At 52.5% G+C, this 20027-nt stretch carries 21 protein-coding genes and 1 riboswitch; of the genes, 3 read left to right on the top strand and 18 right to left on the bottom strand.

Features of this window, described 5'->3' with window-relative positions; translation table 11 throughout:
• Nucleotides 1–390: 390 nt before the first annotated feature.
• Genes sufB through sufC form a run of 5 tightly spaced genes read right to left on the bottom strand, consistent with a single transcriptional unit; the run spans nucleotide 391 to nucleotide 5561 of the window.
• Nucleotides 391–1788, bottom strand: coding sequence for a Fe-S cluster assembly protein SufB (gene sufB / locus GS3922_RS01255; protein ID WP_063164841.1), 1398 nt, complete (start codon nucleotides 1786–1788; stop codon nucleotides 391–393).
• A 21-nt stretch (nucleotides 1789–1809) separates the two neighbouring features.
• A complete protein-coding gene (gene sufU, locus GS3922_RS01250) occupies nucleotides 1810–2244 on the bottom strand; it encodes a Fe-S cluster assembly sulfur transfer protein SufU (RefSeq protein WP_063164840.1) in 435 nt (144 codons plus the stop codon).
• Nucleotides 2234–3454: a cysteine desulfurase gene (locus tag GS3922_RS01245; RefSeq protein ID WP_063164839.1), complete on the bottom strand. Its 1221-nt coding sequence runs from the start codon at nucleotides 3452–3454 to the stop codon at nucleotides 2234–2236. Before GS3922_RS01245 ends, sufU begins: the two co-directional genes overlap by 11 nt.
• Nucleotides 3451–4764 (bottom strand): Fe-S cluster assembly protein SufD, encoded by a 1314-nt coding sequence (sufD, locus tag GS3922_RS01240; RefSeq protein ID WP_063164838.1) that lies wholly within the window; start codon nucleotides 4762–4764, stop codon nucleotides 3451–3453. The genes GS3922_RS01245 and sufD overlap by 4 nt, the downstream gene beginning before the upstream one ends.
• Nucleotides 4765–4781: 17 nt before the next feature.
• Nucleotides 4782–5561, bottom strand: a complete 780-nt coding sequence (gene sufC / locus GS3922_RS01235) for a Fe-S cluster assembly ATPase SufC (protein ID WP_063164837.1) — start codon at nucleotides 5559–5561, stop codon at nucleotides 4782–4784.
• A gap of 277 nt (nucleotides 5562–5838) precedes the next feature.
• On the opposite strand from sufC, the gene GS3922_RS01230 reads away from it, so the two are divergent.
• Both GS3922_RS01230 and GS3922_RS01225 read left to right on the top strand, forming a co-directional pair.
• The gene (locus GS3922_RS01230) at nucleotides 5839–6093 is read left to right on the top strand and encodes a hypothetical protein (RefSeq protein ID WP_063164836.1); all 255 of its coding nucleotides are present in this window, start codon (nucleotides 5839–5841) and stop codon (nucleotides 6091–6093) included.
• A 24-nt stretch (nucleotides 6094–6117) separates the two neighbouring features.
• Nucleotides 6118–7209: a class II aldolase/adducin family protein gene (locus tag GS3922_RS01225; protein ID WP_063164835.1), complete on the top strand. Its 1092-nt coding sequence runs from the start codon at nucleotides 6118–6120 to the stop codon at nucleotides 7207–7209.
• A 111-nt stretch (nucleotides 7210–7320) separates the two neighbouring features.
• Here GS3922_RS01225 and GS3922_RS01220 read toward each other — a convergent pair whose 3' ends face one another.
• Nucleotides 7321–8568, bottom strand: coding sequence for an RNA-guided endonuclease InsQ/TnpB family protein (locus tag GS3922_RS01220; RefSeq protein ID WP_063164834.1), 1248 nt, complete (start codon nucleotides 8566–8568; stop codon nucleotides 7321–7323).
• Between the two features lie 171 nt (nucleotides 8569–8739).
• On the opposite strand from GS3922_RS01220, the gene GS3922_RS01215 reads away from it, so the two are divergent.
• The gene (locus tag GS3922_RS01215) at nucleotides 8740–8925 is read left to right on the top strand and encodes a hypothetical protein (RefSeq protein ID WP_063164833.1); all 186 of its coding nucleotides are present in this window, start codon (nucleotides 8740–8742) and stop codon (nucleotides 8923–8925) included.
• 174 nt (nucleotides 8926–9099) lie between these two features.
• On the opposite strand, the gene GS3922_RS01210 is transcribed toward GS3922_RS01215, so the two are convergent.
• The 12 genes from GS3922_RS01210 to GS3922_RS01155 all read right to left on the bottom strand — a co-directional run bounded on the left by GS3922_RS01210 (nucleotide 9100) and on the right by GS3922_RS01155 (nucleotide 19940).
• Complete coding sequence (locus GS3922_RS01210; RefSeq protein WP_063164832.1) at nucleotides 9100–9951, bottom strand: MetQ/NlpA family ABC transporter substrate-binding protein; 852 nt, start codon at nucleotides 9949–9951, stop codon at nucleotides 9100–9102.
• A 15-nt stretch (nucleotides 9952–9966) separates the two neighbouring features.
• The gene (locus tag GS3922_RS01205; protein WP_063164831.1) at nucleotides 9967–10635 is read right to left on the bottom strand and encodes a methionine ABC transporter permease; all 669 of its coding nucleotides are present in this window, start codon (nucleotides 10633–10635) and stop codon (nucleotides 9967–9969) included.
• Nucleotides 10625–11653, bottom strand: a complete 1029-nt coding sequence (locus GS3922_RS01200; protein WP_063164830.1) for a methionine ABC transporter ATP-binding protein — start codon at nucleotides 11651–11653, stop codon at nucleotides 10625–10627. Before GS3922_RS01200 ends, GS3922_RS01205 begins: the two co-directional genes overlap by 11 nt.
• 90 nt (nucleotides 11654–11743) lie before the next feature.
• Nucleotides 11744–11853, bottom strand: a riboswitch (SAM riboswitch).
• A gap of 73 nt (nucleotides 11854–11926) precedes the next feature.
• Nucleotides 11927–12274 carry a sterol-binding protein gene (locus GS3922_RS01195; protein WP_063164829.1) on the bottom strand — a complete coding sequence of 116 codons (348 nt, stop codon included), beginning with the start codon at nucleotides 12272–12274 and terminating at the stop codon, nucleotides 11927–11929.
• A gap of 152 nt (nucleotides 12275–12426) precedes the next feature.
• Complete coding sequence (locus GS3922_RS01190) at nucleotides 12427–12741, bottom strand: thioredoxin family protein (RefSeq protein WP_063164828.1); 315 nt, start codon at nucleotides 12739–12741, stop codon at nucleotides 12427–12429.
• Complete coding sequence (locus GS3922_RS01185) at nucleotides 12738–13097, bottom strand: toprim domain-containing protein (RefSeq protein WP_063164827.1); 360 nt, start codon at nucleotides 13095–13097, stop codon at nucleotides 12738–12740. The genes GS3922_RS01190 and GS3922_RS01185 overlap by 4 nt, the downstream gene beginning before the upstream one ends.
• 94 nt (nucleotides 13098–13191) lie before the next feature.
• The gene (locus GS3922_RS01180) at nucleotides 13192–13428 is read right to left on the bottom strand and encodes a YusG family protein (RefSeq protein WP_063164826.1); all 237 of its coding nucleotides are present in this window, start codon (nucleotides 13426–13428) and stop codon (nucleotides 13192–13194) included.
• A 75-nt stretch (nucleotides 13429–13503) separates the two neighbouring features.
• Nucleotides 13504–13887, bottom strand: coding sequence for a glycine cleavage system protein GcvH (gene gcvH / locus GS3922_RS01175; protein ID WP_063164825.1), 384 nt, complete (start codon nucleotides 13885–13887; stop codon nucleotides 13504–13506).
• A gap of 93 nt (nucleotides 13888–13980) precedes the next feature.
• The gene (locus GS3922_RS01170; RefSeq protein ID WP_063164824.1) at nucleotides 13981–14358 is read right to left on the bottom strand and encodes an arsenate reductase family protein; all 378 of its coding nucleotides are present in this window, start codon (nucleotides 14356–14358) and stop codon (nucleotides 13981–13983) included.
• 133 nt (nucleotides 14359–14491) lie between these two features.
• Nucleotides 14492–16276 (bottom strand): acyl-CoA dehydrogenase family protein, encoded by a 1785-nt coding sequence (locus tag GS3922_RS01165; protein ID WP_063164823.1) that lies wholly within the window; start codon nucleotides 16274–16276, stop codon nucleotides 14492–14494.
• 75 nt (nucleotides 16277–16351) lie between these two features.
• Complete coding sequence (locus GS3922_RS01160) at nucleotides 16352–17524, bottom strand: acetyl-CoA C-acetyltransferase (RefSeq protein WP_063164822.1); 1173 nt, start codon at nucleotides 17522–17524, stop codon at nucleotides 16352–16354.
• A 28-nt stretch (nucleotides 17525–17552) separates the two neighbouring features.
• On the bottom strand, nucleotides 17553–19940 hold the full coding sequence (locus GS3922_RS01155) for a 3-hydroxyacyl-CoA dehydrogenase/enoyl-CoA hydratase family protein (protein WP_063164821.1): 2388 nt from the start codon (nucleotides 19938–19940) through the stop codon (nucleotides 17553–17555).
• Nucleotides 19941–20027 lie beyond the last annotated feature (87 nt).

Genomic DNA, 20027 nt, shown 5'->3' with positions numbered 1-20027 from the left:
GCAAACTCACCCAATGATACCCAGCCTCCTATGAAGTTCGTGTTCCTCAGACCGGAAGTTTGCCGCCCGCTTCCTTCAGATTCTGCGTCGCCGCAGACACCCTTGCGTTAAGCTAACTGCTACTTCTGCCTTCGCAGTTCGGGACTTTCACCCTATAGACTGCACCCATGCCGGGCGCACACGACAGGGGAGCGCCCAAAAAGAGCGCTCCCCTAAAAACATGCTCCTATGAGGGAAGAAATGGCCTGCGGAGCGGCCTTGACGCTTCCGGAGATCACCGGAAAGAATAAGGGACGGCGGCCGCTCCCTTGTTTTGTCCTGCGTTGATCATGTGGGCGTTTTGTGGGTCAAGCGCCCACGCTGGAGCGCTCCACCCTTGATTCATCAAGCTTACCCAATGCTTCCTTCCATTTCAAACTTGATCAAGCGGTTCATCTCGACGGCGTATTCCATCGGCAGCTCTCGGGTAAACGGCTCGATGAAGCCCATGACGATCATTTCCGTCGCTTCCTGTTCGGAAATGCCGCGGCTCATCAAGTAGAACAGCTGCTCTTCGGACACTTTCGACACTTTCGCCTCGTGTTCAAGCGAGATGTTGTCATTTAAAATTTCGTTGTACGGAATCGTATCCGATGTCGATTGGTTGTCAAGAATGAGCGTATCGCATTCGATGTTTGAACGCGAACCGGACGCTTTGCGGCCGAAATGAACGATGCCGCGGTACGTGACTTTCCCGCCTTGTTTCGAGATCGATTTCGAGACGATCGTCGAAGACGTATTCGGCGCCAAGTGAATCATTTTCGCCCCGGCGTCTTGGTGCTGGCCTTTGCCGGCGATGGCGATCGACAGCGTCAAGCCGCGCGCCCCTTCGCCTTTTAAGATGACAGCCGGGTACTTCATCGTCAGCTTCGAGCCGATGTTGCCGTCGATCCATTCCATCGTCGCATTTTCTTCGCAAACGGCGCGCTTCGTCACCAAGTTGAAGACGTTGTTCGCCCAGTTTTGGATCGTCGTGTAGCGGCAGTACGCGCCTTTTTTGACGATGATTTCAACGACCGCGCTATGGAGCGAGTTCGTCGTGTAAATCGGCGCCGTACAGCCCTCGACGTAATGGACGTGCGCCCCTTCATCGACGATGATGAGCGTCCGTTCAAACTGCCCCATGTTTTCCGAGTTAATGCGGAAATACGCCTGCAGCGGCGTTTCGACTTTGACGCCCTTCGGAACGTAAATGAACGAACCGCCCGACCAAACAGCCGAGTTCAACGCCGCGAACTTGTTGTCCGTCGGCGGCACCACTTTGGCAAAATGTTCGCGGAACAAGTCTTCGTTTTCTTTCAACGCCGAATCGGTGTCTTTAAAGATGACGCCGAGTTTTTCCAAATCTTCTTTCATGTTATGGTAGACAACTTCCGACTCGTATTGCGCCGAAACGCCGGCCAAATATTTTTGCTCCGCCTCTGGAATGCCGAGTTTATCAAACGTCGCTTTAATTTCCGCCGGCACTTCGTCCCACGAACGGCCCGAGCGTTCAGCCGGTTTGACGTAATATGTGATTTCATCAAAATCCAAGCTCGACAAGTCGCCGCCCCATTGCGGCATCGGCTTGCTGTAGAAAATATCAAGCGCTTTTAAGCGGAACTCGAGCATCCATTGCGGCTCGTTTTTCATGCGCGAAATTTCTTCGACGACTTCCCGCGTCAGCCCGCGCTGGGCGCGGAAGACGGAGACGTCCTTATCGACGAAACCATACTTATATTCGCCGATTTCCGGTGCTTTTTTCGCCATCGTCGTTCACCTTCCTCCATCTTAATGGTCGTGCAGCCCTTTTTCGAGCGCTTTCCACGCCAATGTCGCACATTTAATGCGGGCCGGAAATTTCGAAACCCCTTGAAGCGCCTCAATGTCGCCAAGATCCACAGAATCGTCATACTCGTTGCCTTGGATCATCTCCGAAAAAATATGGGCGAGCCGAAGCGCTTCTTCGACGTTTTTCCCTTTGATCGCCTGCGTCATCATCGACGCAGATGACATCGAAATCGAACAGCCTTCCCCTTCAAACTTGACGTCAGCGATTTTTCCGTCCTCTACTTTCATCGTCAAGTGAATGCGGTCGCCGCACGTCGGGTTGTTCATGTTGATATCGACGTTCGTGCCCTCAAGCACGCCGCGGTTGCGCGGGTTTTTATAATGATCCATAATGACTTGGCGGTAAAGCTGGTCTAACGGATGATTAGAAGACATGGCTGAAGTACTCCTTCGCTTTCTGTAATGCGGCGATAAACGCATCGATTTCCTCTTTTGTGTTGTAAAGATAAAAGCTCGCGCGGGCGGTTGCGGTCACGTTCAGCCATTTCATCAACGGCTGGGCGCAATGGTGGCCGGCGCGGATGGCGATTCCTTCCGCGTCAAGAACCGTCGCCACATCGTGCGGATGCACCCCTTCGATGTTAAACGTCACCAGCCCGGCCCGCTCTTTCGGTCCGTAGACCGTGACGCCATCGATGTCAGCGAGCCGTTCGAGCGCGTATTGCGCCAGTTCGTGCTCATGAGCGGCAATGGCATCCAACCCGATTTGCTCGAGGAAATCGATCGCCGCCCCGAGGCCGATCGCCCCGGCGATGATCGGCGTGCCGCCTTCAAACTTCCACGGCAGCTCTTTCCATGTTGAATCATACAGCTCGACAAAATCGATCATTTCACCGCCAAACTCGATCGGTTCCATTTGCTCCAACAGTTCTCTTTTTCCATATAATACGCCAACTCCGGTCGGTCCGCACATTTTATGGCTCGAAAACGCGAGAAAATCACAGTCGAGCGTTTGAACATCCACTTTCATATGCGGAGCGCTTTGCGCCGCGTCAACAACGACAACAGCGCCCCGGTCATGGGCGATGCGGGCGATCTCGCGAACCGGGTTGATCGTGCCGAGCACGTTCGATACGTGGGCGATGGCCACGATTTTCGTCGCCGGCGTCACCGTTGCCTCGACATCGTTGAGATCGATCGTTCCGTCCTCTTGCAGCGGAATATATTTCAACGTCGCTCCGGTCTGTTTCGCCGCCTGTTGCCATGGAATTAAATTGCTATGATGCTCCATGTACGTAATGACGATTTCATCGCCTTCTTTCACATTGGCGCGCGCATAGCTTGAGGCAACCAAGTTGAGCGCTGTCGTCGTTCCGCGCGTAAAGACGATTTCTTGCACTGAACGGGCATTGATAAACCGCCGCACTTTTTCGCGCGCCCCCTCATACGCGTCGGTCGCCTTTGTGCCGAGCGTATGGACGCCGCGGTGGACGTTCGAGTTGTACTCGCGATAGTAGCGGTCGAGCGCCTCGATCACCGGCAGCGGTTTTTGCGATGTCGCCGCACTGTCGAAATATATGAGCGGATGGCCGTTCACTTGTTGATGCAAAATGGGAAACAACGAACGAATTTCTTTCACGTTCATGATTGAACTTTCCTTTCGATTACTTCGATCAATTGGTTTTTCACGCCTTCAAGCGGAATCGCTTCAACGACCGGCGCCAAAAAGCCGTGGATGATCAGCCGTTCGGCTTCGTTTCTTGGAATGCCGCGGCTCATTAAGTAATACAATTGAATCGGGTCGACGCGCCCGACCGACGCCGCGTGGCCAGCCATGACATCGTCTTCGTCAATAAGCAAAATCGGGTTCGCATCGCCGCGCGCTTTTTCGCTTAACATCAACACGCGCGATTCTTGTTCGGCGTTTGATTTTGACGCGCCGTGCTCAATCTTGCCGATGCCGTTAAAAATCGAGGTGGCGCTGTCACGGACGACGCCGTGTTTTAAAATGTAGCCTTCCGTATGCTTCCCGTAATGAACGACGCTTGTCGTAAAGTTTTGCACTTGCTCGCCGCGGCCGACGACAACCGTTTTCGTATCGCCGAACGATCCGTCACCGATGAGGCGAGTGATATTTTCCGACACGGTGTTCCCGTCATTCATCAGCCCGAGCGCCCATTCGATCCGCCCGTCGCGCCCGGCGATGCCGCGCCGGTTGACATACGTCGTCACGCCTTTGGCCAAATGGTCGACGGCCGCGAAAAAGACGCGCGCGTTCGCATTGGCAAACACCTCGGCGATAATATTGACGACCGCTTTCCCTTCATTGCCCGCCGATAAGTAATTTTCGACGAACACGACGCGGCTGTTGTCTTCCGCGACAACGATGACATGGTTAAACAAGGCGATGTCGTCTTCCTCTTGAATGTAAACAGCCTGAAGCGGCGTTTCAATTTCAACGTTTTTCGGAACGTACACAAACACGCCGCCGTTAAACAGCGCGGCATGAAGCGCGGCGAGGCGGTGCTCATCCGGTTTGACCGCATCGGTCATGAAATACTTCTTCAGCAAATCGCCGTGCTCTTTCGCAGCCGTGAAAATATCGGTGAAGATGACCCCTTTTTCTTTCAGCTCGCTAGAGAGCGAAACGTAAGCCGGCGTATGGTTGCGTTGCACGTATAAATTTTTCGTTCCTTCGCCCGCTTCAATGAGCGCCTTGACCGCCTCCGGCAAGTCATCAAGACCGGCATACGGTGCGCTGTCGACCGCATGGCGGGAGAAGTCGGTAAAGTTCCACTTGTCGATTTTCGTTTTGTCCGGCTTCGGCAGCGGCAACTGTTCCGCCTGCGCGAGCGCGTTAAGGCGCCGCTCGGTCAGCCAGTCCGGTTCGCCGCGTTCGCTTGAGAACGTGCGGATGTATGTTTCATCGAATGGAATTTTCGTTTCTGTCGCCATAGTCCTCCTCCTAACGCTTACGCTTCTTGTCCGACCGTTTCGTCTTCGATGCCGAGCTCTTTTTTAATCCAGTCGTACCCTTCCGCCTCAAGCCGCTGCGCCAGTTCCGGACCGCCCGATTTCACGATGCGCCCTTGCATCATGACGTGCACATAGTCCGGAGTGATGTAGTTTAACAGCCGTTGGTAGTGGGTGATGATCAAACAGCCGAATTCGCTGCTGCGCATTTCGTTAATGCCTTTGGCGACGATCTTTAACGCGTCAATATCCAACCCGGAGTCGATTTCGTCCAAAATGGCGATTTTCGGCTCAAGCATCATCAGCTGCAAAATTTCGTTCCGCTTTTTCTCCCCGCCCGAGAACCCTTCGTTCAAATAACGGTGCGCCATATCCGGGTTCATTTCGAGAAACGCCATTTTTTCATCGAGCTTGCGGATAAATTTCATGAGCGAAATTTCGTTGCCCTCGCCAAGCCGGGCGTTGATCGCAGCGCGCAAAAAGTCGGCGTTCGTCACCCCGCTGATTTCGCTCGGGTATTGCATCGCCAAAAACAAACCGGCGCGCGCCCGCTCATCGACCTCCATCTCGAGAACGTTCTGGCCGTCGAGCGTAATCGTCCCTTCCGTCACCTCATATTTCGGATGGCCCATAATGGCCGATGACAGCGTTGATTTCCCCGTTCCGTTCGGACCCATAATGGCGTGAATTTCCCCGCCTTTAACTTCCAAGTCAACCCCTTTTAAAATTTCCTTCCCTTCCACCGATACGTGGAGATTTTGAATCGTTAATACGGCCATAAAGCATACCTCCAGTTTTTGCATAAAAATAATGTCAGCTCGCTTTTGCCCTAGCGATCGTCCATTCTCATTTTATTCTCATTATAATCTTATAACAAATGAAAAGTATTCGCAACTTTTCTGCTGCCTTTTCCACTATGTACATGCAATAAACCTAAAAAGGCGGGAAATGGACAGCGCTTTTTATATTTTACACGAAAACGGCCTGTTTGTACGAGCTTTTACAAAGAAAAAAGACCCCATTGCCGGAGCCTAATGAGTCGTCCGCAGTTCGCGGATGCATTCTTGCACGAGCGTCACCGTCTGGCTGAACGAACTGAATGTCAAAGGGAGTTTTGCTTATGGAGTCGACGAATACGAAGGAAGAAAAAGGAGAACGTTGCAAATCGCCATCAACCTCATGCAAAAAGGGAAAGTCGATCTGTCTCCGTTAATCACCCATCGCTTTCCATTGGAAAACTATCAAGAGGCGCTGCGGACGGTGATTTACAAAGGGAAAGGGCCGGTCATCAAAGCAGTGTTCGAACCATAATATGCCATCGTCGGAGGAGGAAACATGAAGACATTTACGATCAGCGGAGAGAAGCCAACTCCTTTCCTTCATTGGCTTGCGGACGGAATGAAGGAAACATTTATCGCCAACGGCTATACGTACGCTTGCATCCCCGAAGACTTCGTTAAAGTCGTGTTTCATTTCATCGACCCCGAACGGCCTCGCCCTTACCGGAGAAAGGCGCAGGCAACGTTCGTCGTCTCCGTGATGGAGGCGAAGGAAACGCCGGACGACGTTCATCGGTCCGCTTACCCGTATTTGATTCGCTCGTTGGCCAACCATTTACTTTATATTTTACACACCAGCGACGGGACGACGGACATTTATTTTCTCACCCCTGAACAAGGGTTTTACAAACTGACTTATCAAAAAGGGGAAGAAGAGGCGCTTTTCCGGCGCATATACGAGCGGTTGGAGCCTCTCGCCGCCTCGCGGCTCGTCATCGACAACGATTTTTACGACGACCTTCCCGAGGAACTGTGGAACGGCGATGACGTGACAAACTCATTAAGCGAGGCCGGCAAAAAACTCGACCGCATGAATTTGCTTCCTGCCCCGTTCCCGCTCGAGGAGTACCTTACCCCTCGCGATTTGCGCCACCTGAAAAAGCTTTACGGGATCGGCGGCCTCAGCTACGGCAACTTGAGCGCCCGGCGGGACGGCGAGAGCTTTTGGATGAGCGCAAGCGGGATTAATAAGGCGGATATGAAGAAAGTGGGACAAGACTTTCTCTTAATCCGCGGATATGACGATAAGAAAAACGCCATGAGAGTGAGCGTCCCGCCCAATATCACGCCAAAACGGGCATCGGTCGATGCGATCGAACATTGGATGATTTACCGCGAACACCCGGAAGTCGGGGCCATCGTCCACATTCACGCCTGGATGGACGGGGTGAAAGCGACGGAAATCAACTACCCGTGCGGAACGATTGAGCTCGCCCAAACCGTCGCTAGACTTGTGCGGGAGTCAGAACAGCCTTCGCGGGCGGTCATCGGCTTGAAAAACCATGGGTTGACGATCACCGGGCCCAGCCTGGAAGACATTTTTGAACGCATTGAAGGGAAAATCATCCCGCAAGTGCCGATGTCGTAGCGTGCCCGTGGAATCGGGAAGGAAATCGTCGACAACTTCACTGGTGAACTACCCCCACTTAATTTTCTAGCGAAAATTTGAAGTGGGGGCTTCCAAAGAAGTTTGACTGCTTCAAGCAATCCTTATTCTTTGAGGCGTGTCCACTTCGCCGCTAGAGCATAAGACACTCAGGTCTACAGCTTTACTTTTCTTTAAGATGTTTAATGCGCCATTGACATCAGCATTAATTAGTTTGCCAGACTTTGTTCGATACAAGCCGCGCTTAATACGTTTGCCGCTGAACTTATATTCTTTTGGATTGTCGGCATTATATTCAGGAATCTCATCGCCGTCAAAAAAGCTGGCTTGAGACGTATATGATTCTTCCTGTTTCAAGAATTCAATGCCGTAAAATTCACAAAGATATTCTAGTTTTTCTTTTATGTTACCGAGAGGAATATTGACAAAGTTTTGATTTGTCTTTTTTCCTAGATTAATATTGCGTTGTAATGTTTCCGCATAGCCAATGACAAGTTTGCCAATTTGATTTTCAATACAGTAGTTAATGATGTAACGGCAAGTCTTGTTGATATAATCATTCACTTTATTATTGCGATTCATAGCAAGCAACGCCTGTTTACGAGTCGTGCCTTTGATTTTTTGCTTATCTTTTATGCTTTGAAGTCTGGCATTTTCTTTGTTAAACCATTGATTTATACTTTTTAATCTCCGCCCATCAATGATGAATGATCTGCCGTCTGATGTGACACAAGTGGCAAGATTGTTTAATCCTAAATCAATGGCCAGTGCTTTTTGGTCATTTAATTCTCTTTGATCTTCAGGCATTTCATATTTGTACTGAATCTCAAAGAACCTGGCATGATGCTTAGGAATGATTTCAATCTGCTTAATCTTTTTGTCCAGCAACACAGGCGGAATCGTTATCGTGATAGGCTTGTGAGTCTTTTTAAATAGGCGAGAATACGGTATCGTGAATTTGTTGCCGTCTATACGAATCTGGCCAATGATCAGTGAATGAAAGCCATCTTTTTTAAGATATTTTGGAATACTGATAGCCTTGTAGTCATATTTTCCTTGTTTGGCAAGACTGATCAAACTAAAGAAAGATTTAAAGGCTTCATTGACCTTTTTTAAAATTTGCTGTGCCATGTTGCTGTTTAACAGCTTATAGTTTTCGTTAGTTTTTGCAAGATGATCGTTTTTCTCATAATTAAGAAATTCCTTGTGTTCAAAATAGTATTGTCTGACATTGTACAATCCGACGTTGTACATGTTCTTGGCAATATGGCACAGTTCTCGAAGAGTCAAGTATTCTTCTTTGGTCAAACCATTTAGCTGTTGTTTGATACAAAAATACATGTTTTCACCTCCCATCTAACTATATGATACTATATTTTACTGAATCTATCCTATTTTCAACAAAATATAGTTAAGGCGATTCATCTCCCACTTACTCCGCTTCGCTTCGTTGAAGTGGGAGTCTTCTCGCCTAATTAAGATAAAAAAGAAGGAAGAAAAGGGGAGAACTCGTTGGGGAAATGGGTGACATTGTTTCTTTTGACCGTCATCGGCTCCGTTCTGCTATGGATCGCCATCGCCAACGCCTTGAATGAATCAGGAGACGGGCTGCTAAGCGCCGCAGCGGTCATCGCGATCCAAAACGGCCTCATCATCGTGCTTCTTGCCGCCGTCTTGGAGCGGCTGCTGAAAAAATAAGGGGCGGACCCAAAAGGTCGTCTTCCTTCAAGATAGGCATAACATATAGTGCGGCAGAAGCAGTCAGTGCGTATATATAGTGAAGAAAGAGGGTGTCCCGGTTCTTTCGGGACACCCTCTTTGCTTATGGCTTGCGTATCAAAGCCGCTGTATTTTGCGTCTTTCCAGCCGGCCTTATTGTCCAGCGGCCGGAATGACGGCGCCTTTATATTTTTCCTTAATGAAGTCTTGAATTTCTTTCGACTGCAGCACTTCCACCAACGTTTTGATTTCTTTCCGGTTTTCATCGCCTTTGCGCACCGCCACAATGTTGACATACGGGTTGTCTTTCGGCGATTCGACGGCGATCGGGTCCTTCGCCGGATCCAAGCCGGCGTCAAGCGCGTAGTTGGCGTTGATCAACACGGCATCGCCTTCGCCGTTTTGATAAATTTGCGGCAGCAATCCAGCGTCGACATCCGCTTTAAACGTTAAGTGTTTCGGGTTTTCCACGATGTCGTTGACCGTCGCTTTCGTTTTGTCAACGCCTTCTTTCAGCTTAATGAGCCCTTTTTCTTGAAGCATCGACAAAATGCGGCCATGGTCGGCGACCGAGTTGCTCATAATGATCGTTGCGCCATCCGGCAGCTCTTCGATGCTTTTATATTTTTTCGAGTACAAGCCGATCGGCTCGATATGGATGCCGCCAGCGTTGACGAAATCATAGCCATGCTCTTTCATTTGCGATTCTAAATACGGAATGTGTTGGAAGTAGTTAGCGTCAATTTCTTTGTCCGCCAACACTTTGTTTGGCAAAATGTAGTCTTGGAACGTGATAATTTCCAAATCGATGCCTTTTTCTTTCAACATTGGCTTCGCTTGTTCCAAAATTTCCGCATGCGGCACGTTCGACGCGCCGACTTTCAGTTTGACCAATCCGCCGCCTTTGTCCTCGCCAGCGGCGTTTTCATCATTGTTGTTGCCGCCGCACGCTGCTAACGCAAACACCAAGAGGGCGGCCAACAGAGCGCCAAGCCATTTTTTCATTTGTTTCTTCCTCCTTTATCGTTTATCAATTTTCGAAGTGACAAAGTCACCGATCCACTGAATGACAAAGACGATGATGAGCACCAAAACGGTCGCGACAAACGTCACATCGTTATGGCTGCGCTGGAACCCTTCCAAATACGCCAAGTTCCCAAGCCCGCCGGCGCCGACAACGCCGGCCATCGCCGTATAGCCGACAAGCGACACAGCGGTGACGGTAATCCCGGAGACAAGCGCCGGGAGCGATTCAGGCAGCAGCACTTTCCAAATGATCGTCCACGTCGAGGCGCCCATCGCCTTCGCCGCTTCAATGACCCCTTTGTCAATTTCGCGGAGAGCGATCTCGACCATGCGGGCGTAAAACGGAGCCGCGCCAATGATGAGCGCCGGCAGCGCCGCGTTGGCTCCGAGCATCGTCCCGACGAGCCATTTGGTAAATGGAATAAGCAAAATAATTAAAATAATGAACGGAATAGAACGGAAAATATTCACAAACGCAGCAATGACCATATTGGCCAACCGGTTCTCCCATAGGTTTCCCTTTGCCGTTAAAAATAAAAGCAGTCCGAGAACGACCCCGAAGACGAACGTCGCCGCGACCGCCATTCCGGTCATGTACAACGTCTCAACCGTCGCCGCCCACATCGTCTCCCATTGCACGTTCGGCAGGAGGTTAGCGAGCATCGTGAATCACCTCCACCGCCACTTGCTGGCTGCGAATATAGTCAAGCGCCCGGGCGATTTCATCCGCCGCGCCGTCGATGTGCACAAACAGCACGCCGTAGGCGCCTTGATGGGTTTGTGAAATTTTCCCTTGCAAAATGTTCATGTCCACGGCAAACTGCCGCACGACTTGCGTGATGAGCGGCTGGCCGGCCGCCTCGCCGACAAACGTCAACTGCGCGATCGCCCCGTTCGGGTATTGGCCAAACAAATGGGAAACCGCTTCTTCCGTTTCCTCTGGTTCGACCAACTGCTTGACGAACCGTTTCGTAATCGGCTGCTGCGGGTTGCGGAAGACGTGCAGCACTTCGCCTTGCTCGACGATTTTGCCGCTCTCCATCACTGCCACGCGGTCGCAAATTTTACGGATGACGTGCATCTCGTGCGTAATCAGCACGATCGTCAGTCCGAGCCGCTTGTTAATATCGACAAGCAAATCCAAAATCGCGTCCGTCGTTTGCGGATCCAATGCCGATGTCGCCTCATCGCAAAGCAATACTTTCGGGTTGTTGGCGAGCGCACGGGCAATGCCGACCCGCTGTTTTTGCCCGCCGCTTAGCTGCGACGGATACGCATCTTCCCGCCCGGCAAGCCCGACAAGCTCGATGAGCTCATCGACCCGCTTTTGCCGCTCGTCTTTCGGAACGCCGGCAATCTCAAGCGGAAAGGCGATATTTTCCCGCACCGTCCGCGACCAAAGCAAGTTGAAGTGCTGAAAAATCATCCCGATTTCTTGGCGCGCCTTGCGCAGCTCCCGTCCTTTAATGCGCGCCATATCGCGGCCGGCGACGATCACCTGGCCGCTCGTCGGCTTTTCGAGCCCGTTTAACAGCCGGATGAGCGAACTTTTCCCCGCACCGCTGTAACCGATAATGCCGAAAATTTCCCCTTCACGAATGTCGAGCGACACGTTGTCGACAGCTGTCACCGATCCATTCGCCGCATGATAAATTTTCGTCACTTGTTCAAGTGTAATCATCGTTTCACCTTCCTTCCTCTCAAGGCGGCGGAGCGCAAAAGAAAACCTTTCTGCCCGCAGAGAACAGAAAGGTATTATCTACCATTCCGTCTCTTATCTCCCAAAGCAGGCCGCTTTGTGTGAATTGGCACCTTTTCAGCGGACGCGCTGACGGTTGCCGGGCTTCATTGGGCACATCCCTCCACCTCTCTTGATAAGAGCGCAACAATCGCCTATTCAATTGATTACGAGTGTGATTGTATCATTGGATGTCGAACAGTGTCAACAAATTTTTTACCCAACATGACGATACGGCTTGGCCAAATGGAGGAGCGATTCCAGCAACAACATATGGCGAAAGCTTCCCGATACGTACACTTCCTGCAGCCGGACGAGCTGCTGCAGCTTCAGCTCGCCGCTCAGCAACGACTCAAGCGCTTTCGTTGAGCCGCGCACCGTTAACGTGTTTCGTTCGTCCTTTTCGCTTGCTGCGGCAGCCGGCTCCTTGCCGATCGTCAGCAAAGCGACGCCTTCTTCACTCTCAAAGCGCACACACAATTGCTCATCCGGCAAAATCGGCAATAAATGGCGCAACATTTGCATCCGTTCCATGAACTGTCCCACTAACTGACGCACTTCCATTGACCATCCCCCCATCTCCCTTTGTTCCCTTTATTTCCATACAGAGGGGGAGGAATCCTTTACAAAAATCTCGACAGTCATTGTGGCGAACCAACGCTATTTTTGTCATTTCCAAAGAAATATGTCAAATGGCGTCAAAAAAAGGCAGGTAGTCAGCGCGGCAACCGAGCTTGAATTTCCTCATACAAGTAAGGGACGGAATGAAACGCATACCATTTGCCGGCCATCGTTCCGCCAACAAAAAGAAGCAAGCAAGGAACGCTTTCAATTTTCCAAACGGCTGCTTGCTCCGGAATATAATTCACGTCTGTTTCGTAAAACGGCAGCGCCGGAAACAGCTCTTCAACCACCGTCAACATCCGTTTCGCCAGCTGGCACGTGCCGCACAGCGGAGTATACAAATAAAGAGCCATAAGCGGCTGCTCACTCACCGTCCGTTGGACCTCTATTCGTTCAATCGGTTTCACTCGCCTCTTCCTCTCATTAACGAGTCGATGCGGACGTCAAAATGCGCGCGCAGCAGCACTTGGGCTAAATGCCAAGGCGGAGCGGCAGCCACTTCGCGGTACGCCCGGTCAATATAAATATGTTCCGCCTCCGGAAACATGCGGCGAAACTGCCGACGCAACTTCTCCCCTGCCTCATCGGCGTCCGCAAGCACGTATACATCCTGGCCCTCCAGCTCATCAGCCAGCTCCTCAAGGCGCGCATCACTGATCGTGCCGTTCGTGCAAATAATGACGACCGGTTCGTTCAGCACGGCCGCCACTTTTTGTTTATCTGATCGACCTTCTACGATAATCACTTTTTCTGCCCGTCGCATGTCCGACCCACCTAACTTCAAAAAGGATACCATATTGTATGTCCTGCGCCGGCAAAAGGTTGAAAAAAAAGCAACGGCCATCCACCGTTGCCTTTTAACACCATCCCGCCTCCCCGTCGCAATCGACATATTTTTGGTCCGGTTCAACGGTAGCGGTCACATCTTTGTAGATTTTTCCGTTCTGTTCGGTATACCCATTTTTCAACTGGACGGCCGCCGGAAGCGGAAAGCGCCCGATGAGCTCCCCTTCCTCGTACAAGTCCAACGAGCGGCCGTTCAGCTTGCCGGTCACCCGGTCCGTAATATCGATGCGCGTTCGTTGCAGCGCCATCGGGAGCACCCCTTTTCAATCAAGTTCCGGTATGTATAGAGTGCCCGAAATCGGAGGCGGAGATTGCAGGAACGTTTATCCTTCGTTGACCATCGCCTCGTATTGTTCAGCCGTCAACAAGTTGTCGACTTCGCTTAAATCGTTCGGTTCAACGACAATCATCCACGCTTTTTCATACGGCGATTCATTCACATATTCCGGGTTGTCGTTTAACGCTTCATTCACTTCGACGACCGTGCCGCTGATCGGCGCATACAGTTCCGAAACGGTTTTCACCGACTCGACGCTGCCGAACGGCTCATTCGCCGTAATTTCCGTTCCGACTTCCGGCAGCTCGACAAACACGATGTCGCCAAGCTCTGATTGGGCAAAATCGGTAATGCCGATGCGCACTTTGTCCCCTTCGACGCGCACCCACTCGTGCTCTTTAGAATAGCGAAGTTCTTTTGGCGTGTTCATCGAATCCCTCCATTGCGACAAATTGTATTCTTTTTCATCATAACCGATTTTCGACAAAAACTCACTGAGTTCATTTCATTTTGGTGAAAATTTTTATCTTTCTGCCGACAGACGCCCGGCGAAAAACGACTCATACGCTTGCTCGCGAAATCCGACAATGACCCGTTCGCCATCCGTTAACATCGGCCGTTTCACTAACATCCCGTCCGAGGCGAGCCACTCGAGCATCTCCTCCTCCGATGCGCCGTCAAGCTTGTCCTTTAATCCGAGCTCGCGATATTTCATCCCGCTTGTATTGAAAAATTTTTTAAGCGGCAGTCCGCTTTGGCGATGCAAGCGGGCCAGCTCCTCTTTCGTCAGCGGCTCGTCGACAAGGTGCACCGTTTGCACCTCGATCCCGTGCTCATCAAGCCACCGTTTCGCCTTCCGGCACGTCCCGCATTTCGGATACCAATACAACGTCAGCGCCATAGCTACCCTCCTTTACAACTGTTCGCGGATTCACCCTTGGCCGCCGCTATCGGCGCCTCCCCCTCTTTGTCGACACTTCGGCCTTCGCCTCTGACAGAAAAAAGTACCAGGACAGCCCTGGTACTTCTTATTATCACACAATATACCGTTCCGCTTCAATGAGGGCGGCCGCCGCTTCGCGTTTTTTCGCGATCACGTTGATCGGCGTATGGCGCGTCAGCCGGCGGAGAGCGGCGAGCATCATCCGGAGCGTGTCGCCTTGCTCGACAGCAACGAGCGTTTCTTTTGCATCGGCTTCGATTTTATTGAACGCCTCTTGGCAGAAAATTTGCGTATACAACACTTTTTGTTTGTTTTTCTCTTCCCCGCCCGCTTGAATCGCTTTTTCTGTGCGCAAAAGCGCCGATTCCATGCCATAAATGTTGGAAACGATGTCAGCGATATTGACAAGCACTTCTTGTTCTTCCTCGATCCGTTGGCCGTATTTTTGCGCTGCCAGGCCGGCGACCATCAAGGCGATCTTTTTCGCGTTGCGCACCAAATATTTCTCTTGTTCAAGCACGCCGGAGCCCGGTTCTTCGGCCGTCATCATCATGAGCTCTTCCTGCAGCTGCTGCGCTTTTTGGAAGAGCGGCAGTTCGCCTTTTAACGCTTTTTTCAAATACATGCCCGGCACGAGCAGGCGGTTGATTTCGTTCGTCCCTTCGAAAATGCGGTTAATGCGCGAATCGCGGTAGGCGCGCTCGATTTCATATTCTTGCATAAAGCCGTAGCCGCCATGAATTTGCACGCCTTCATCAACGATATAATCGAGCACTTCCGTCGCGAAAAACTTGTTCAACGAACATTCGATCGCGTATTCGGCGATGGACTTGGCAATTTCTCTGCCGTCTTTCGCCTTTTCCGCATCGAGCAAGCCCATCCGTTCGTCGAACAAGCCGACCGTGCGGTAGACGGAGCTTTCCGCTGCATACAAGCGCGCTGCCATCGTCGCAAATTTTTCTTGCGTCAGCGTAAACTGCGAAATCGGCCGTTTGAATTGCTGACGTTGGTTGGCGTATTTCAGCGTGATTTCAAGCGCCCGTTTCGCCCCGCCGACCGCCCCGAGTCCGAGTTTGTAGCGGCCGATGTTCAAAATGTTGAAGGCGATGACATGGCCTTTGCCGATTTCGCCGAGCACGTTTTCTTTCGGAACCGGCACATCTTGCAAAATGAGCGTCCGTGTCGACGAGCTTTTAATCCCCATTTTCTTTTCTTCCGGACCGGTTGAGACGCCCGGGAAGTCGCGTTCAACGATGAACGCAGTGAAATGCTGGCCGTCTACTTTCGCGTAGACGACAAACACATCGGCGAAGCCGGAGTTGGTGATCCATTGTTTTTCGCCGTTTAAAATGTAGTGCGTCCCTTCAGCGTTCAATTTCGCCGTCGTTTTCGCGCCAAGGGCGTCAGAACCCGATCCCGGTTCTGTCAAAGCATAGGCGGCGATTTTCTCGCCCGTGGCCAAATACGGCAAATATTTTTGTTTTTGTTCTTCCGTGCCGAACAAGACGATCGGCAGCGATCCGATGCCGACGTGCGCGCCGTGCGAGATGGCAAAGCCGCCGGCCGGCGCCATATTTTCCGCAATGATGGCGGAGCTTACTTTGTCAAGCCCCAAGCCGCCGTACTCTTCCGGGATGTCGGCGCTCAACAGCCCGAGTTCGCCCGCCTTGCGAAGCAGTTTCACCGAACGGTCAAACTCATGGTTTTCAAGATGCTCAAGCTGCGGAAGCACTTCGTTGTTGACGTACTCTTCCGTTGTTTTGGCGATCATTTGATGCTCGTCGGTGAAATCTTCCGGCGTAAATACGCGTGCTGCCGGAATGTCCTCAATTAAAAAGCTGCCGCCTTGAATCGCATTGTCCACCGTTTTTGCCATCGTTCGTTTCCTCCCCCAAATATCGTGATTGCCCGGGCGGCGCGGCCGCCCGGTTACATTTCCGTTGGCTTCGCATTACAGCAGTTCAAAGACGCCCGCGGCCCCCATGCCGCCGCCGATGCACATCGTGACAATGCCAAATTGCACGTTGCGGCGCCGCATTTCATGAAGCAGCGACAACGTCAGCTTCGCCCCCGTGCAGCCGAGCGGATGGCCAAGGGCGATCGCCCCGCCGTTGACGTTGACGATGTCCTCATCAAGCCCAAGTTCGCGAATGACTTGGATCGATTGGGACGCAAACGCTTCGTTCAACTCGATCAAGCCGATGTCGGACAGCTCAAGGCCGGCCAGTTTCAACGCTTTCGGCACAGCCGCGACCGGACCGATCCCCATCACTTCCGGCGGCACGCCGGCGACGGCGAACGAACGGAACTTGCCGAGCGGCTTCAGGCCGAGCGACTCCGCTTTTTCGCGGTCCATGACCATCACCGCCGCAGCCCCATCGCTCATTTGCGAGGCGTTGCCCGCTGTGACCGTACCGTTGACGGCAAACGCCGGGCGCAGTTTCGCGAGCGTCTCCATGTTCGTGTCCGGCCGCACCCCTTCATCTTGCGTAAAGACCACTTTCTCTTCGACGAGTTTGTTGTTTTCGACTTTGCGCACCGTCACTTCCACCGGCACGATTTCCTCATCAAATTTCCCCTCAGCCAGCGCGTTCGCCGCCCGCTGATGGCTGCGCACGGCAAACGCATCTTGGTCCTCGCGGCTGACGCCGTATTTTTTCGCCACTTGTTCCGCCGTGTGTCCCATCGACATGTAATATTCCGGCGCTTCTTCAGCGAGACGCGCGTTCGGGCGGACGACATGGCCCATCATCGGCACCATGCTCATCGATTCGACCCCGCCGGCAATGACCGTATCGGAGTGGCCGAGCATCACCCGTTCGGCCGCATAGGCGATCGCCTGCAATCCGGACGAGCAATACCGGTTGATCGTGATCGCCGGCACCGTATACGGCAGCCCGGCGAGCGCCCCGATGTTGCGGGCGACGTTCAGCCCTTGCTCCGCCTCCGGCATGGCGCAGCCGATAATTAGATCGTCGATATTCCCGTCATAGTTTCCTGCCCGTTTTAGCGTTTCTTTGACGACAAGCGCCCCTAAATCGTCCGGCCGCACATGGGCGAGCGTCCCTTTTTTCGCTTTCCCGACCGGTGTGCGCGCTCCTGCGACAATCACCGCTTCTCTCACGCCAATCCCCCCTTAACATTCGTCCGCCCTAGTTGCGGAGCGGTTTTCCTTTCACAAGCATGTGCTGCATTCTCGCTTGCGTCTTCGGCTCGCCGATCAAGCTTAAGAACGCTTCACGCTCAAGGTCGAGCAAGTATTGTTCATCCACTTCCGTCCCGTATGGCACGCGGCCGCCGGCCAAGACGTACGCGAGTTTTTTGGCGATTTTCAAATCGTGCTCGCTAATGTAGCCGGAATGGAACATCGATTGCGCGCCAAGCAGCATGGCTGCATAGCCGCTTTCACCGGCTACCGGAACTTTTCTCCTTACAGGCGGGCGATAACCGTCTTCATATAAGGCGAGCACCGCCTGTTTCGCTTCGTAAAGAAGATGATCACCGTTCATCGTCATGCCGTCGCGGTCATTTAAAAAGCCAAGCTCGCGCGCTTCGGCCGCTGATGTTGACACTTTCGCCATGGCGATCGTTTCAAACGTTTTGGCCGCCACTTTGACATAGTCGACATCCGTCCCGCTCGGCAGGCTGTTCAACCGTTTGATGTACAGCTCCTTGTTGCCGCCGCCGCCCGGAATCAAGCCGACGCCGACTTCGACGAGCCCGATGTATGTTTCCGCCGCCGCTTGGATGCGCGAAGCCGCCAAGCTCACTTCCGCCCCGCCGCCGAGCGTCATAGCAAACGGCGCCACAACAACCGGTTTCGGATTGTATTTCATTTTCAAAAGCGCCTGCTGGAACTGCCGGACTGCTAGCTCGAGTTCAAAGAAATTTTCGTCCTGCGCTTCCATGAGCATCATCGCCAGGTTCGCGCCGACGCAGAAGTTTTTCCCTTGGTTGCCGATGACCAGCCCTTTGTAGTTGCGGTTCACTTCCTCAAGCGCCTCGTTGATCATGAAAACGATGTCCGCACCGATCGCGTTGTTCGGCGAATGGAACTCCAAAAGCGCCACGTCATCGCCGAGGTCGATGAGGCTCGCACCGGCGTTTTTCTTGATGACGCCGCGCGTTTCTTTCAGCCGGCGGATGTGGATGACTTTTTCGCTCTCTTCTACTGTTTTATATCCGCCGGGCGCATAATAGAACCGCTGGCCGTTTTTCGTTTGATAGAACGAGGTCGCTCCGTCGGCGAGCATGTCCGTAATCCACGCCGGAATGTCGCGCCCTTCGGCCTGCATTTTGCGCACCGATTTTTCAAGGCCGATCGCATCCCACAGTTCAAACGGTCCTTGCTCCCAGCCGAACCCCCACTTCATCGCCCGGTCGATCGCCACGATGTCATCGGCGATCTCCCCGACAAGCCCGGACGTATATAGAAGCGTCGGCGCGATGATGTTCCATAGAAGCGTGCCGGCGCGGTCGCCATCGGCGTAGACGAGCGTTTGCAACTTGGCGGCCGTTCCTTTCGCCTGCTTCGCCATTTCCACCGCCGGGGTGACGAGCTTTTTGCGCGGCTCGTATTGCATCGTGACGTAGTTCAGCTCGAGAATGTCTTTTCCTTGCTTGAGGAAAAACCCTTGTCCAGATTTGCTGCCGAGCCAGCCGTTGTCAAGCATCGTGTTCATAAACTCCGGCACGCGGAACGCTTCTTTTTCCTCTCCCTCGACGTTTTCGTACACGTTGTTGGCAACATGGACAAACGTATCGAGCCCGACAACATCGAGCGTGCGGAACGTCGCGCTTTTCGGCCGGCCGATGAGCGGCCCCGTCACCGAATCAACCTCGCCGACGCTATAGCCGCCTTCCATCATCTCCCGGACGGTGACAAGCAGTCCGTACGTGCCGATCCGGTTGGCGATGAAGTTCGGCGTATCTTTCGCCAGCACGACGCCTTTGCCGAGCACGTCTTCGGCGAACGTTTTCATATAGGCGACCACATCCGGATCGGTATGCTCCGTCGGAATGATTTCAAGCAGCTTTAAATAGCGCGGCGGGTTGAAGAAATGCGTGCCTAAAAAGTGTTTTTTGAAATCATCCGAACGCCCCTCCGCCATCGCGGCGATCGAAATGCCGGATGTGTTCGAGCTGACGATCGTCCCCGGCGTCCGCACTTCATCCACGCGGGCGAAGACGCTTTTTTTCACGTCGAGGTTTTCGACGACGACTTCAATAATCCAATCGACTTCGGCGAGCCGATGGAAGTCATCTTCAAAGTTGCCCGTTTCAATAAGCGTAATGTTGTCTTTCGTCATAAGCGGCGCTGGTTTTTGTTTCAGCAATTTTTGCAACGCTTGATCAGCAAGGCGATTGCGCACTTGTCGATGCTCGAGCGTCCAACCTTTTGCTTCTTCCTCTTTCGTCAATTCCCGCGGCACAATGTCCAACAGCAGCGTCGGAATGCCGACGTTCGCCAAATGGGCGGCAATGCCTGACCCCATGACGCCGGATCCAAGCACCGCAGCGCGCCGAATGCGTTTTGCCATTTCGGTTCCCCCCTCACACCATTGAATGAATCATCATTCATTTTTTGGTGAAAAAAATAAAAGTGAAAACGTTCTCTATACTTAAAT

This window comes from Geobacillus subterraneus, assembly GCF_001618685.1.
GTDB lineage: Bacteria > Bacillota > Bacilli > Bacillales > Anoxybacillaceae > Geobacillus > Geobacillus subterraneus.
This window is presented reverse-complemented; position numbering and strand designations above follow the sequence as displayed.

What these genes read in the sequence shown, in the direction of transcription:
- GS3922_RS01170 (WP_063164824.1), bottom strand. Translation starts at nt 14,358, where the DNA reads ATGGCGCTGACGTTGTATTGGTATCCGAAATGCGGGACGTGCCGGAAG.
- GS3922_RS01225 (WP_063164835.1), top strand. Translation starts at nt 6,118, where the DNA reads ATGAAGACATTTACGATCAGCGGAGAGAAGCCAACTCCTTTCCTTCAT.
- sufD (WP_063164838.1), bottom strand. Translation starts at nt 4,764, where the DNA reads ATGGCGACAGAAACGAAAATTCCATTCGATGAAACATACATCCGCACG.
- sufU (WP_063164840.1), bottom strand. Translation starts at nt 2,244, where the DNA reads ATGTCTTCTAATCATCCGTTAGACCAGCTTTACCGCCAAGTCATTATG.
- GS3922_RS01180 (WP_063164826.1), bottom strand. Translation starts at nt 13,428, where the DNA reads ATGGCGCTGCAACGAACGCGCATCGATATTACGGACCGGGTGACCGGC.
- GS3922_RS01205 (WP_063164831.1), bottom strand. Translation starts at nt 10,635, where the DNA reads ATGCTCGCTAACCTCCTGCCGAACGTGCAATGGGAGACGATGTGGGCG.
- GS3922_RS01155 (WP_063164821.1), bottom strand. Translation starts at nt 19,940, where the DNA reads ATGGCAAAACGCATTCGGCGCGCTGCGGTGCTTGGATCCGGCGTCATG.
- GS3922_RS01200 (WP_063164830.1), bottom strand. Translation starts at nt 11,653, where the DNA reads ATGATTACACTTGAACAAGTGACGAAAATTTATCATGCGGCGAATGGA.
- sufC (WP_063164837.1), bottom strand. Translation starts at nt 5,561, where the DNA reads ATGGCCGTATTAACGATTCAAAATCTCCACGTATCGGTGGAAGGGAAG.
- GS3922_RS01245 (WP_063164839.1), bottom strand. Translation starts at nt 3,454, where the DNA reads ATGAACGTGAAAGAAATTCGTTCGTTGTTTCCCATTTTGCATCAACAA.
- GS3922_RS01210 (WP_063164832.1), bottom strand. Translation starts at nt 9,951, where the DNA reads ATGAAAAAATGGCTTGGCGCTCTGTTGGCCGCCCTCTTGGTGTTTGCG.
- GS3922_RS01195 (WP_063164829.1), bottom strand. Translation starts at nt 12,274, where the DNA reads ATGGAAGTGCGTCAGTTAGTGGGACAGTTCATGGAACGGATGCAAATG.
- sufB (WP_063164841.1), bottom strand. Translation starts at nt 1,788, where the DNA reads ATGGCGAAAAAAGCACCGGAAATCGGCGAATATAAGTATGGTTTCGTC.
- GS3922_RS01230 (WP_063164836.1), top strand. Translation starts at nt 5,839, where the DNA reads ATGCATTCTTGCACGAGCGTCACCGTCTGGCTGAACGAACTGAATGTC.
- GS3922_RS01185 (WP_063164827.1), bottom strand. Translation starts at nt 13,097, where the DNA reads ATGCGACGGGCAGAAAAAGTGATTATCGTAGAAGGTCGATCAGATAAA.
- gcvH (WP_063164825.1), bottom strand. Translation starts at nt 13,887, where the DNA reads ATGAACACGCCAAAAGAACTTCGCTATTCTAAAGAGCACGAGTGGGTG.
- GS3922_RS01220 (WP_063164834.1), bottom strand. Translation starts at nt 8,568, where the DNA reads ATGTATTTTTGTATCAAACAACAGCTAAATGGTTTGACCAAAGAAGAA.
- GS3922_RS01165 (WP_063164823.1), bottom strand. Translation starts at nt 16,276, where the DNA reads ATGGCAAAAACGGTGGACAATGCGATTCAAGGCGGCAGCTTTTTAATT.